This is a genomic window from Dehalococcoidia bacterium (assembly GCA_030018455.1).
Classification (GTDB): Bacteria; Chloroflexota; Dehalococcoidia; order DSTF01; family JALHUB01; genus JASEFU01.
The window spans coordinates 570,503-582,163 of sequence record JASEFU010000001.1 but is presented as its reverse complement, the minus strand read 5'-3'; the positions used below and the strand labels follow the sequence as shown (position 1 = coordinate 582,163).

The 11,661-nt window shown below is 66.6% G+C and carries 15 protein-coding genes; 2 read left to right on the top strand and 13 right to left on the bottom strand.

Annotated features, from left to right (window positions below; genetic code table 11):
- Nucleotide 1: 1 nt before the first annotated feature.
- The 11 genes from QME71_02800 to QME71_02750 form a co-directional block, all read right to left on the bottom strand.
- Nucleotides 2-592: a hypothetical protein gene (locus tag QME71_02800; protein MDI6857226.1), complete on the bottom strand. Its 591-nt coding sequence runs from the start codon at nucleotides 590-592 to the stop codon at nucleotides 2-4.
- A gap of 44 nt (nucleotides 593-636) precedes the next feature.
- Nucleotides 637-1,164 carry a JAB domain-containing protein gene (locus QME71_02795; GenBank protein ID MDI6857225.1) on the bottom strand — a complete coding sequence of 176 codons (528 nt, stop codon included), beginning with the start codon at nucleotides 1,162-1,164 and terminating at the stop codon, nucleotides 637-639.
- The gene (locus tag QME71_02790; GenBank protein ID MDI6857224.1) at nucleotides 1,145-1,360 is read right to left on the bottom strand and encodes a hypothetical protein; all 216 of its coding nucleotides are present in this window, start codon (nucleotides 1,358-1,360) and stop codon (nucleotides 1,145-1,147) included. Before QME71_02790 ends, QME71_02795 begins: the two co-directional genes overlap by 20 nt.
- 1 nt (nucleotide 1,361) lies before the next feature.
- On the bottom strand, nucleotides 1,362-2,156 hold the full coding sequence (locus QME71_02785) for an RAD52 family DNA repair protein (protein ID MDI6857223.1): 795 nt from the start codon (nucleotides 2,154-2,156) through the stop codon (nucleotides 1,362-1,364).
- On the bottom strand, nucleotides 2,114-3,184 hold the full coding sequence (locus QME71_02780) for a CHC2 zinc finger domain-containing protein (protein MDI6857222.1): 1,071 nt from the start codon (nucleotides 3,182-3,184) through the stop codon (nucleotides 2,114-2,116). The genes QME71_02785 and QME71_02780 overlap by 43 nt, the downstream gene beginning before the upstream one ends.
- 11 nt (nucleotides 3,185-3,195) lie before the next feature.
- On the bottom strand, nucleotides 3,196-5,091 hold the full coding sequence (locus tag QME71_02775; protein MDI6857221.1) for a UvrD-helicase domain-containing protein: 1,896 nt from the start codon (nucleotides 5,089-5,091) through the stop codon (nucleotides 3,196-3,198).
- Nucleotides 5,092-5,299: 208 nt separating this feature from the next.
- Entirely contained in the window at nucleotides 5,300-5,602 is a 303-nt protein-coding gene (locus tag QME71_02770) for a hypothetical protein (GenBank protein ID MDI6857220.1), read from the bottom strand.
- Nucleotides 5,603-5,744: 142 nt separating this feature from the next.
- The gene (locus tag QME71_02765) at nucleotides 5,745-6,767 is read right to left on the bottom strand and encodes a hypothetical protein (GenBank protein ID MDI6857219.1); all 1,023 of its coding nucleotides are present in this window, start codon (nucleotides 6,765-6,767) and stop codon (nucleotides 5,745-5,747) included.
- A gap of 22 nt (nucleotides 6,768-6,789) precedes the next feature.
- Nucleotides 6,790-7,398, bottom strand: coding sequence for a hypothetical protein (locus QME71_02760; protein ID MDI6857218.1), 609 nt, complete (start codon nucleotides 7,396-7,398; stop codon nucleotides 6,790-6,792).
- The gene (locus QME71_02755) at nucleotides 7,395-7,673 is read right to left on the bottom strand and encodes a hypothetical protein (protein MDI6857217.1); all 279 of its coding nucleotides are present in this window, start codon (nucleotides 7,671-7,673) and stop codon (nucleotides 7,395-7,397) included. The genes QME71_02760 and QME71_02755 overlap by 4 nt, the downstream gene beginning before the upstream one ends.
- A gap of 44 nt (nucleotides 7,674-7,717) precedes the next feature.
- Nucleotides 7,718-7,840 (bottom strand): hypothetical protein, encoded by a 123-nt coding sequence (locus QME71_02750; GenBank protein MDI6857216.1) that lies wholly within the window; start codon nucleotides 7,838-7,840, stop codon nucleotides 7,718-7,720.
- Nucleotides 7,841-7,994: 154 nt separating this feature from the next.
- Here QME71_02750 and QME71_02745 point away from each other — a divergent pair, with 154 nt between their 5' ends.
- Nucleotides 7,995-8,564: a hypothetical protein gene (locus QME71_02745; GenBank protein MDI6857215.1), complete on the top strand. Its 570-nt coding sequence runs from the start codon at nucleotides 7,995-7,997 to the stop codon at nucleotides 8,562-8,564.
- An 8-nt stretch (nucleotides 8,565-8,572) separates the two neighbouring features.
- Nucleotides 8,573-10,894, top strand: coding sequence for a DEAD/DEAH box helicase (locus tag QME71_02740; protein ID MDI6857214.1), 2,322 nt, complete (start codon nucleotides 8,573-8,575; stop codon nucleotides 10,892-10,894).
- Here QME71_02740 and QME71_02735 read toward each other — a convergent pair.
- Both QME71_02735 and QME71_02730 read right to left on the bottom strand, forming a co-directional pair.
- The gene (locus QME71_02735; protein ID MDI6857213.1) at nucleotides 10,886-11,251 is read right to left on the bottom strand and encodes a DUF6166 domain-containing protein; all 366 of its coding nucleotides are present in this window, start codon (nucleotides 11,249-11,251) and stop codon (nucleotides 10,886-10,888) included. The genes QME71_02740 and QME71_02735 overlap by 9 nt on opposite strands.
- The gene (locus QME71_02730; GenBank protein ID MDI6857212.1) at nucleotides 11,248-11,484 is read right to left on the bottom strand and encodes a hypothetical protein; all 237 of its coding nucleotides are present in this window, start codon (nucleotides 11,482-11,484) and stop codon (nucleotides 11,248-11,250) included. The genes QME71_02735 and QME71_02730 overlap by 4 nt, the downstream gene beginning before the upstream one ends.
- Nucleotides 11,485-11,661 lie beyond the last annotated feature (177 nt).

The window sequence follows — 11,661 nt, the reverse complement described above, 5'->3', positions numbered from 1 at the left end:
GCTAGGCCGCCTCCGCCTCGATGACCGTAGTGTCGTCTACAGGCGTCGGGAGTCGGCGGCGCCGTACAGCCTGGCTGACGTCATCCTGAAGCGCTGAAGGGTCGGGCCGGCAGCGGTAGGCGTGGACGCCGAGCGACTCCAACGCTTCGACCTCGTTCGCCTTGAGTCCCCGCTCCCAGAGCCAGACCGCCCAGGACGGGTGCAGCGGCAGATCGACCCGGCGGTTCAGGAAGCGATAGTGGAGCGCGGGCGCCTCCTCCTCGCTGCGGGCCAGGAGGAGGAACTCCTGCCGGTCACACAGGTATGCGGCCATATCGGGCACCAGCATGCCGTGGTAGGCCGCGCCGGAGGGCAGGCGTCCGCCGTAGAAGCGCCACGTGCCCCAGGCCTCGCGGACCAGCCAGCACGGGTAGCCAGAGGTCAGCTCGTCTTCGCTCAGGTAGGCGGTCTCGCCCTTCACGAGACGGGCCCAGAGGGCGCGCACGGCCTGCTGGCTCCCCAGCATGGAGATGAACCAGAGCTGGCCCCCGTCTTGGGCGCAGGCGTCCACGGCGGCGGTGAACCCTGCGGCTCGGATGGTGAGCAGTTGCATGGAGGGTCTCCTTTCTAGAGGGGGGATGAGCGGGTCAGCGTCCCCTACAGGACGCCTTGATCCTTGAGGCTGACGAACCGCCCCTGGCCCACGATGACGTGGTCCAGCAGGTCGATGCCGAGCAGTCGCGCGGCCTGCGCGGCGTCCCGGGTCATCTGAACGTCCTCGGGGCTTGCGTCGGGTTCGCCGGACGGGTGGTTGTGCACGAGGATCACGTTCGGCGCGTTGGCGACGACGGCGTCGCGGAACAACTCCGCAGTGCGCACCACCGCCGTGTTCACGTTGCCCTGGTAGACCATCACGACGTCTAGGACGCGGTTGCGGCTGTCCAGGAGCACCACACGCATCTGTTCCTGGGGCAGCGCTTCCATCTCCGGTGCCAGCAGGTCGAACACGTCCTGGGGGCGACGCACCTGCCAGGCCTTCGAGCCGTTGCCAGCGGTCGGGCGATAGCTCGACCGCAGCCCCGACAGCAGTCGCAGGTTCTCCCGCACGAGATGGAGGAGCGCCGCGTCGTCGGGTGCCAGGAAGGTAACCTGGCCCTGGGGCGTCTCACGCTGCTTCCGGGCCATCGGGTTCCTCCGGGCACCCGTCCGTTCGTTCGTAGAGGGTGAGGCGGAGCGGCCCGTCACCGTTCGGTCCCACAGCGAGCACGGCGTAGGCGCGCCAGCCGTGGAGCGGGCACTGAGGCTCCGGTATCTGCACCACGTAACGCGGCCCGGCGGGGGTCTGGATGAGACGTACCGGGCGTCGACCGTTGAGTGCCATATCAAGCAGCCCGACGGCGGTTCGGCCGACCGCCCGCAGGGACACCGTTGCGGCGGTTCAGTTCGTCGGCGAGGGAGCGGACGGCGTCCGCGACCTGCTCTGCGCTGAGAGCGTCGAGAGGCTGGCCGTAGCGCTTCTCCACCCAGGCCAGCGCCTTGTCCTCGTCTACGCCCAGGCGCGCCGACAGCTCCAGAACCCTGCGGCGCATCTCCTCGACCTTTGCCGGAGAAGGAGGCGGCGACGGTTGCGGCGCCCCATCGCTTTCGCTCAGGGCAGGCATAGCATCGAGGCCATTACGACGCACGTACAGTTTGTTACCGAACTGGTCGCCGAAGTGGCGAAGCGCCCGCTTCATGGCGTCGGTCACCGCCCCTTTGTAGGCGGCTTCGTGCGCCTCGGGCGTGTCCTGCGACACAAACGAGCAGCCCACGTCGGCCTTCGGCGGGCAGCCCCGGACGGCGACCCGTACCGTGGCCGTGTACATCCCCACGGCGAGCGACTCGCCGGTGTCAGGGTCGGCCAGGCTGAGCGGGCGGTAGTTGACCTCGCCCACCACCTCCGAGCCCCAGCCGTCGAAGCCGAAGACGCGATTGGCCTGGTTGATGATGGCCCAGCCCTCGATGTACTGGACGAGCCGTCCGTCGCGGGTCTCCCGTTCCGAGACGAGGAGCGGGTCCAGGGGCTGCTCCAGCAGGGCGAGCACCCGGCTGGGCAGCGCTTCGCTTTGGGCGTGTTCAACACGCCTGCGCAGCCTTAGGCGGCGCGCAGAGCGGGCGGGGCGTCGTTTGAATCCCATCGCCTTTCCTTTCTGCTGTTTGTTTCATCGAGGCAGCGCAGGAACGCTTCCCGGCCGCCAGCCAGGCGTCCCAGGTCGTTCAGGTCGTGGACGCCCGGCGGCAGATCCACGATGAGGGCTTGGCCCGTGAGTTCAGTGGCCAGTTGAGCAGCGGCCCGCTGGCCCGCTTCGTCGCAGTCCAGCGCCAGGTACACGCGGTGAAAACGAGCGAGGGCCTCCACCGTGGAGCGCGACACGCGGGTGCCGAGGAGCGCCACAGCTGGCATGCCCCACTGGGCGGCCGTCAGCCAGTCGAAAGGACCTTCGGTCACGACCACCTGGTCGCTCCGCGTGACGCCGAGGCCGAGCAAGGGCGTCGCCACTCGCAGGTTGAGGTAGCGGGGGTTCCGCCCGTCGACGCTGCGTCCGGTGAGCCAAGCGGCCCTGCCGCCACGGATGTCTGGGATCACGACGCGACCGAGCATCGTGTCCCATTCGCCGCTGAGGAGACCGCCACTGCGGGCAGCGGCCAGGCTGAGATCACGGCTGCGCAGGTATTCGGCGAGACCGCGGCACCCGAAACCGAGGCGACACCGCCGGGCCGTGGCCGGGCTGACGCCCCGTGCTGCCAGGTAGGCGAGGGCGTCGCCGCTTCGCCAGAGGGCGTCGTGGTAGAACTGGACAGCGGCGTCAATCACCTCCGCCTCCGTTGGGCTGAGGGCCGTTAGCCGGGACGCGGCCGGCAGTCTGACAACCTTCGAGGTGTCGTGTATTCGCTGCTCCGCGCCGGGGCCGACCAGCATCGCCGCCGCTTCCTTGAAGCCCACGCCGTGCAGGCGGGCCACGAAGTCGATGACGTCGCCGCCGGCGCCGCAGCCGAAGCAGAAGTAGCTCTGGTTGGCCGGGTAGACCACCAGGCTGGGCCGGCCGTCCCGGTGGAAGGGGCAGTTGCCGACCAGGCGGCGACCCGCGGAGCGCAGGTCCACGCCGGACCGGGCCGCTACCTCTTCGATGGGGTTCGACCGGCGAATGGAGATGACGTCGTACATGGGAGCCATCCTCAGGCGGCGCGGTGCTCCACCAGGTCGCGGGGGACGTGCTGGAGAAAGCGCGACGGCGCGGCAGTGAGCGGGTGCCCCCGGCTGGTCCGTCGCCGGGCGTAGGTCAGATAGAGCCGGTCCACCGCCCTGGTCACGGCGACGTACAGGAGGCGCAGCTCCTCCTCCAGAGGGCCGCCCTCGCCCTCGAGCCCGTCTAGAGCGCGGGCGTGGGGGAGCAGCCCGTCCTCCAGTCCAGCCACGAACACCACCGGCCACTCCAGCCCCTTGGCGGCGTGGATGGTGGAGAGAGCGAGGCCGTCGGCGCTGGAGCCGGTGTCTATGTCCGTGGCCAGGCTGAGCTCGTCCAGGAACTCGGCTAGCGCCTCCGCCTCCGACCGTTCGGCCAGGGCGTGGAAAGCGTCCAGGTTCTCCAGGCGCTTCTCGCCGTTCTCCTGAGAGCCGAGCCAGGCGCGGTACCCGGTCATCTCCAGGACGGCCTCGACAAGGAGCGCCGGGGGACCGTCGGAGGCCATAGCCACGAGCACCCCCATCGTGTCTAGAAACCCGCGCAAGGACTGCTGGCTGCGGTCTCCCTTCAACTCGCAGGGAAACTCAGCCTCGAGGCGGGCCAGGGTCAGCTCCTCGCCGTCACGGATGCGCTTCTCCAGGGAGGCAAGCCTGCGCGGAGGCGTATTGACGATTCGCCCCAGGGCTGCCACGTCCGACGGGTTGTGGATCAGCCGCAGGTAGGCCATGAGGTCACGGATCTCCTTGCGGGCCAGGAAGTCGTTGTTGCCCCGCACGCTGTAGGGCAGCCCGGCCTCCAGGCAGGCCAGCTCCAGCTCGCGGGCCTGGGCGTTGGTGCGGTAGAGGACGGCGCAGTCGGCCGGAGAGCCGACGAAGCCCTCGGCCAGCAGCCTTCGCACCTCGGCGACGACGAAGGCCGCCTCCGCTTGGGGGTCTTCGGCCGGTCGCACGATGACCGGGATGCCGGTGGGGTTGGCCGTCCAGAGGTTGCGCCGGCCGTAGTGGAGAGCGGCGCTGAGGGCGTTGGCCGCGGCCAGGATGACCTGGGTGCTGCGGTAGTTCTGCTCCAAGGCGAGCACCCGTGCCTCCGGGTAGTCCCGCTGGAACTCCAGGAGGTAGCGGATGTCGCTGCCCCGCCACGAAAAGAGATTTTGCAGCGGGTCGCCCACCGCGAACAGGTTTCCGTGCTCCGCTGTCAGCAGGGCGAGCAGCCGGTGCTGGGCGTAGTTCACGTCCTGGTACTCGTCCACCAGCACGTAGCGGTGGGTCTCCCGCAGCCACTGGGCCGCCTCCTCGTTCTCCTCCAGCAGCCGCACGGCGAAGAGGAGGAAGTCGTCGAAGTCCAGGGCGTTGCGCCGACGGAGCGCCTCCTGGTAGGCGGCGTATATCTCGGCCTGCTCCGGATCGTTAGCCCGAACGTCGTCGGGCCAGAGCAGCCGGTCCTTGGCCCGGCTGATGGACTCCAGCAGAGCCTGCCGGGGCTGTCCTTTCGGGTCGAGGCCGAGATCGGCCAGGGCCTGGTTGAGGGCGGCCCTCCGGTCCTCCTCGTCGCCGTAGACCGAGAGGTGGTCGGGGTCGAAGCCGAAGTGGCCGCCCCACTGGCGCAGGACGCGCAGAGCGAAGGCGTGGAAGGTGCCGGCCGAGACGTCCTGGGCCTGCTCGCCCAGCACCGAGGCCAGGCGGCGCTTCAACTCGCGACCGGCCTTGTTGGTGAAGGTGACGGCGAGCACCTCCGAAGGCTCGGCGATGCCCTGGTCGATGAGGTAGGCGACGCGGGCGGCTATGACCGCCGTCTTGCCGGAGCCGGGGCCGGCCACCACCAGGACGGGGCCGTCGCCAGCGGTCACCGCCTCCCGCTGCTCCGGATTGAGGCGGGAGAGGTCGAGCACGACTAGCTGCGTAGCGGCTGGGCGCAGTGGTCATCCCGCACCTCGCGGGAGCCGCACTGCGGACAGCAGGCGGGACTGGGATAGGGAGCGCCACGCCAACCGCAGTCAGGGCAGCGCATGACGTATGCCCCGCCGCCCTGGTGGACCCAGCCGCGTGTAGTGAAGGCGAGCGGCTCGCCGCACCGATAGCAGACGGCTGCGGCTAGCATCACTCCGCCTCCGCCAACTCCTGCCAGCGGAGCCAGAAGGCGATGTGCTCCAGCTCCAGCAGCGCTTCCGGCCACGGGTCCGACGGCAGGTGGCGCTGCAGGACCTGCGCAGGCCAGTCGCCCGGCTCCCAGTAGGCCGCGTGCAAGCTCTCCTCGTCAGCGCAGCGGCGAAGCTCACCCAGCAGCACTTCGACAGCGGGCGCGATGGACTCACGCCAGCTCGCTGGGCGTCGGTCGTAGGCCTCGTAGTCCCGCTGCCATACGGAACGTGTGTATTCGCGAAAGCGAGTCTCTTTGGACACGTTGACTCCTCCTTTCCTCGAAAGGCTGTCAATCAGCTGGCCCGCCCGGCGGCGGGCGCAAAGCTCTCCCAAGGGACGCACAAAGCCTGGGGCCGCCCCGTCGGGGCGGCCCCAGGAAGGTGTGGTCAGAGACTTCGAGGAGCTAGCTGAGCGGACGCGCGCCCTTGAGGGCCGTGGACGAGAACCGACCGCCGGGCTTCCAGCGCTGCAGGCCGATAGCGGACACGACCTCAAGCCGCCCGTCGTCGGCGGGCACGAGGATCGCCCCCTTGCCGAACGTGGGAGAGTAGTGGACGGCCCCTTCCAGCTTGAGGCGGCGACAGGCCTGGAGCCAGCAGCCGTAGACCTGGCGCACGAGGGGCTCAGGCATCTCGCTCAGGTCCTGCGGCTCTAGTAGGGCGAGAGCCTGGCGGGGCTCCTTCCGGTAGACCCGGCGGGCCTCTCGCAGGGCCTTCTCGACCTGGCCGGTCTTGACGGCCCAGTGCTGCCGCCTTATCGTCTCGATGGACGAGGTCACGACCGGACTGCTGGGATCGATCTTCCGGAGCGAGCCCAACAGCCTCAGGGCCTCGTCAAACTTTTGCTCTCTCGCCAGCGTTTCGGCCTCGGCGATTCCCTGGCGGAGCCGCGCCTCGCGCTCGCGTTCCGTGGCCTCCCGGCGCGTCGCCTCCTCCCGCGCGCGTTCCTCGGTCAGGAGACGAGCCACGTCCTCCCGAACCGAGAGGGCCGCCAGTTCGGTGGTCAGGGCAGCCAGCCGGTGGCGGGCAGTGCCAGCCACGGCGGCGACCGCCGTCGCGATCTCCCCCGCCTTCTTGCGGCAGTTCGGATTGAATGCCTGCTTCGCTAGATTCGCCGCCCGGTCGGCCAGAGCCTCAGCTTCGACGGCCACTCGCTCCAGTCGCGCGGCATTGCTCTGGAGCCGACGGTACTGGGCCAGCGCCTCCTCGGCTTCCTGGCGGGCAGCGGCGTCGGCTTCGGCTAGCTGGCGGAGCTCCAGAGCCGCCCGGCTCGCAGCCTCGGCCAGCCCTTCGAGGTCCGCCTCCGTGGTCGGCTCGGTCACAACCGGCACCAGCGCCCGTACCTCCTGCGCTTCGTCAGCGGGGACGAACAGATCGCTGAACCGGCCGAGCTCCTCAAGGCTCTTGATCACGATACGTTGGGTCATCGTTGTTCACCTCCTTGTTAGGCTATGAAGCTTGTTCGTCTTCGATCCGTTGGATGGGCATGGCACTACGTTCCTGCCCATCGTGTTGTGCGCGCGCTTCCGGCCGCAGCTCTACGACTGGCGTACCGGCCCGAGCGCGGGGAACCTCCAGGTCCAGCGGCACCTTCAGAACGGGCTTGCCGATGGCGTCCTCCAGAGTGCACGTCAGTTGGTGTCGCAGCGCGGCCAGCAGCTCGTCCTCGCTCACCTGACGCCCGTTGACTGACAGCGCCAGATGGACAACGTAGCGCCGGTCGCCGTCGGTCACCTCGAAGGCCTGAAGCAGCCCGTTAAGCTGCCGGCCCTCGTGGACGACCCGCTGGACGACGATCAGCAGCCCCGGCGGCAGCTCGGCGCCGAGGGCTCGGGCGTAGGCTCGCGCAGCCCGCCCTATGTCGCGGCGGAGCCTGCGGGCCTGTCGCCGGCGGGCGTCGATGATGACAGTCGGGCCGCGAGGCCGGAGCCAGCGGTACAGCCGCACCGCTGCTCTGCGCGCGAGGCCAGCCGCCCGCGCGGAGAGCTGCCAGCCGGTGTCCAACCAGCGGCTGACCAGCCTGGCCGCCTTAGACCTTGACCTTCGTCTCTTGCTCACGCTGCATTCCTCCTTTCCTCGGTGATTTGCTCGCGCAGGGTGTCCCACACCAGGTCGGCGTACTCGCCCATGAAGTGGCGGTGGCACTCCTCGCCCCTCACGGCGGCGAGGGCGAGGGCCAGACGCTTCACCTGCCCAACGGGCACGTCCAGCGCGACCAGCGCCAGGACGACCTCCCGGTACTCCGAGGGGTCGATGCGTTCCGCCGCGAGCCTGAGCTTGTCCCAGGCGGACAGGCAGCAGATCTCTCGACGGGATGCAATGTCGTGTTGCACTGTTTTCTTCCTCCCTTCGGCCTGCCTGCCGGCAGGCAGGCTTGCTACAGGGGCCAGACCTTCGACAGCACCGCCACCACGAAGGCGACGCTGCTCATCAGCGCGGCGATGCGGACCGGACCCGGCGAGCGCCGTCCGCCCTGCCTTCGGGTGCTTCTCGACCACATGAAGTTCCCCCTTTTTTGAGCCTTGCGTATAATGCCCACTACAAGGCGCTGGCGTCGATAACTAGGCTGCACAACGCTAGATGCCGCGCTGGGGCGCCTAACTTTCATTTCATCCCAAAGTGGGGCGCCAAGACTTGACCGCGCGGAGGTTGGCATGGCTGAACAGCTTCTCTCAAGTGGCCCTCTGCTTGGATTCTTGGTCCTGGAGAAGACCGCCAAGGAAGACGGGTTTATCGCGGCGCTGATGGTTACGGACAATCGGGGATACCCTCTTGAGTTCCGCGCCACCACGCCCGTTCGGCCTTCACTAGTGCAGAGAACCCTGTACGGCGGGCAATTGGAGCACTATGTGGGGGTCGATCTCTGCGGTCCGACGCTCCTACGACAGTCATCGCGGAAACCGGGTACTGTCCTGGTGCCTGATCGCCAGCTACTGAATATCGCCGATCAAGTAGACCTAAACATGGCCGCGATCTGGCGCGCAGGCGAGGCACTGAAGGTTGAGGAGGAAGACGTCGCCGCCGCTGCGCGCGGAACGATCAAGATGTCGGGATCTCCCTTCCAGCCGCTTGTATACGAGGGGCGATTCAGGGACGCCGATTCCGAGAGGGACACGATCGCCTGCCTTGAGGACTGCGCTGGCCGCTTTGACCTGGTTGAAGCTTTCGAGCGCATGCGCGCAGCCCTGCAACTCCTGGCAAAGGAAGACCCCCGCTTCGCGTAGACACGGAGATGGGCCTATTAGATACCCTCCGCCGCTTCTCACGTATCGCTCCTCCGCAGGTCGTTGAGCTCGCTGAAGAGGAGATGTCGTGGCCCAGCATCAAGGCTCGGTCGGTGTCAATCCCGACGATCGAGCCTCCAGACCTGTCTCGCGATTTGGTGCTAACACGGCCCGAGATAGTAGAGACGGCGGCTCTGGGCCAGCCGGAAGTCGTCCAAGTTGACGGTCACCCCTGGCTACCGGCGTTCGAGATCATCGACCTACTGGACTCTCTCGCCAGGCCCGTTGCCTACGGGACTATCTACATCAAGAAAGAGGAAGAGGTACGTCGGCGAGGCCAGTCGCAGACCAAGACCAGAGTGGAGCCGTTCCGCCTTAGCCAGCGCCTTGATCCTAAGGGGCCGAAAGGCTTAGACATCTTCGAGCTGCTTCTCCCGATACTCATGCCGCCAGCAGCGACTGAGTTTCTGGATGAGCTGCTCTTCCCCGAGGAACTGTACCCGTTCCAGCGAGCGGGTGTGAAATTCCTCTTTGACAATGAGTCTGCGCTGCTCGCTGACGATATGGGCCTCGGCAAGACCGTCCAGGCGATCACGGCCTTCCGAGCGCTCATTCGCCGGTCGCTCGCTCTGCAAGCGCTCGTCGTTTGTCCGAAGAGCGTCCTCACGAACTGGATGCGTGAACTCAACCGGTGGGCTCCTGAACTTGTCGGGATTCGAGTTCATGGTGGTCAGCAAGGACGGAGGCTGGCCTGGCGCGCATATGTGGGAAAGTGCCACGTGCTAGTCACCACATACGAGACAGTGCGGCAGGATCGGGAGGCCATCAGGGGACGCGTATTTGATCTGGTAGTCGCTGACGAAGTGCAGAGGATCAAGAACCCGAACACCGCCGCCTCCCGAGCCGTTCGAAGCTTGAGTGCCAAGCGACGCTGGGGGTTGACCGGCACACCGCTCGAAAACACGTTGGAGGACATGGTTGCTGTCTTTGGGTTCATCAAGCCAGGGCTTTTTGAGGCCAGCGAGATTCCTTATCTATCGCCCCGAGCCGTTCGTGAGCGGGCCCGGCCTTACGTTCTTCGTCGCCGCAAGGAGGAAGCACTTCCCGAGCTTCCCGATAAGGTTGTCGACACTAAGTGGCTGGAGCTAACCGAATCCCAGAGGATGGCCTACGATCGAGCGGAACGTGAGGGAACGGCCCGACTCCAACAAACACCCGGTGTCACCGTTCAGCACGTTCTGGCCCTCATCCAGCAGCTCAAACAGGTGTGCAACTTCGATCCTGACACGGGAGAGAGCGCCAAGGCAGATTTCCTTTTGGAAGAGTTCCTCGAAGAAGCCTGCCAGGACGACGGAAAGGCTCTAGTGATTTCTCAGTACGTGAAAGCGCTTGAAGAGCTCGAGAAGAGGGTTCAGGAGTACAAGCCACTTGTCTACACCGGGAAGCTGTCCACCGCCCAGCGAAGCCGGGTGGAAGAGGCCTTCTCGTCGAAGGACGAGCACAAAGTTCTTCTTCTCTCCTTGAGAGCTGGCGGGCTAGGCCTCAACCTGACTCGCGCCAACTATGTATTGCACTTCGACCGGTGGTGGAACCCCGCGGCCGAACGTCAGGCAGAAGACCGGACGCATCGTATTGGCCAGCTCAAGACCGTGTTTGTGACGCGACTCATCTGCCAGGACACCATTGAGGAACGGATAGAGCAACTTCTCGAAAGAAAGAAAATTCTGTTCGAAGAAGTCGTGGATGAGCTGGCCGATGTGACCCTGGAGCGCGTACTGTCGGAAGAAGAGCTATTCGGCTTGTTCGGGCTAACGCCGCCGAGACGCGCCTATGTGGGCCCCCCTGAAGCGGCGCGAGAACCCGTCCCTCAAGCTCCCGCGGAAAAGCGCCCGGCCATCGTGATAAAGCCCGAGGAACCGTTCTCTAATGTCGTGAGGCTCCGGCGTATTCTTCGTGAGAGTGAGGAGTTCATCTGGTGGGCCGACCTACACTTCCACGCCCGAGCCCTCGAAGAGCTCATAGAGACTATTGATCCTGCGGTGGTCCGACAGGTGCGGATTCTATCGGGCCCGGCCAACGTTGATGAGCGGGCCAAGCGAGACTTCGCCAGATTCCGCGAAGAGGTACAGCGCAAGGGGATCACTGCTGAGTGGCGCGTGCTGCCAGCCTTCGCTCATGATCGCTTCATCATCAGCCAGAACGCCTGTTATAACGTCCCGCCTGTGAACAGCCTACTAAGAGGGAGCTACGCTGAGATACTCGAGACCCCTAATCGGCCGCCCTTCGACGACTGGTGGGCGAAAGCAGCCCCCATAGAGGACTTACCTTAGAAGGGCTAGGGCTAGTTGCCCCGGTGCTCCCAAGGTTTGTTGCGTGGCAACGAACCGCTCCTTGAACCGCTGATGGAGAGCGGCCGCCTTCGAGCGCGGCGTCCACATCGAGCGCAGGGCCGCCAGCACGAACTCCGGTGGCTCCTCGAAGTAGTCGGCCAGGATGGCCAGCGCGAGATCGGCCGGGCCGCTGCCGGCGTATCCCCACTCGACGCCGTCTGGCGAGTGGTACGGGACGTGCGTGAGCGGGCGGCGGTCGGAGGGCCCGTCGTCGGCGACGTTCTCGACGACTACGAATGGCTCGCCGCGCGTGGTGCTCTCGCGTTCGAAGACCCGCTTTCCGCTGTAGACCTTCATCCGAGATCCTCCATGAGGGCGGCGATCCCGTCGATGTCGTCCCCGAGGAGCTGATGCAGAACCGCCGACTTGGCGGCCCTGTCGGAGTCGATGGTGCTGTTGTGCCTCGTGCCGAACACCCGGCAGCCCTCGGCGGCAAAGCGTCGGCGAGCCGCCTCGAACGGGACGCCCGGCACATCGTGGAGCGCGTACAGGTCCCACGGCTCACCGCAGACCGGACAGTAAATGTCCATTCCGTTCCTCCTTTGAATGTTCTGATGTTCTGAGAGAATGCAGGAAGCCCCGTAGGGCGAACCCTGTGGGGCTTCTGCGTTGCAGGCAGCGGGCGAGACTTCAACGGCGCGGCGCCCGTCGCCTGCGGGCCGGACCGAGGCGGGTCGACGATGGCTGTCCGGCGTCGGTGGGGCTTC

Excerpts from the sequence above, each read along its gene's own strand:
- QME71_02800 (MDI6857226.1), bottom strand. The coding sequence starts at position 592 with ATGCAACTGCTCACCATCCGAGCCGCAGGGTTCACCGCCGCCGTGGAC.
- QME71_02740 (MDI6857214.1), top strand. The coding sequence starts at position 8,573 with ATGGGCCTATTAGATACCCTCCGCCGCTTCTCACGTATCGCTCCTCCG.
- QME71_02785 (MDI6857223.1), bottom strand. The coding sequence starts at position 2,156 with ATGGGATTCAAACGACGCCCCGCCCGCTCTGCGCGCCGCCTAAGGCTG.
- QME71_02730 (MDI6857212.1), bottom strand. The coding sequence starts at position 11,484 with ATGGACATTTACTGTCCGGTCTGCGGTGAGCCGTGGGACCTGTACGCG.
- QME71_02795 (MDI6857225.1), bottom strand. The coding sequence starts at position 1,164 with ATGGCCCGGAAGCAGCGTGAGACGCCCCAGGGCCAGGTTACCTTCCTG.
- QME71_02780 (MDI6857222.1), bottom strand. The coding sequence starts at position 3,184 with ATGTACGACGTCATCTCCATTCGCCGGTCGAACCCCATCGAAGAGGTA.
- QME71_02765 (MDI6857219.1), bottom strand. The coding sequence starts at position 6,767 with ATGACCCAACGTATCGTGATCAAGAGCCTTGAGGAGCTCGGCCGGTTC.
- QME71_02735 (MDI6857213.1), bottom strand. The coding sequence starts at position 11,251 with ATGAAGGTCTACAGCGGAAAGCGGGTCTTCGAACGCGAGAGCACCACG.
- QME71_02790 (MDI6857224.1), bottom strand. The coding sequence starts at position 1,360 with ATGGCACTCAACGGTCGACGCCCGGTACGTCTCATCCAGACCCCCGCC.
- QME71_02745 (MDI6857215.1), top strand. The coding sequence starts at position 7,995 with ATGGCTGAACAGCTTCTCTCAAGTGGCCCTCTGCTTGGATTCTTGGTC.
- QME71_02750 (MDI6857216.1), bottom strand. The coding sequence starts at position 7,840 with ATGTGGTCGAGAAGCACCCGAAGGCAGGGCGGACGGCGCTCGCCGGGT.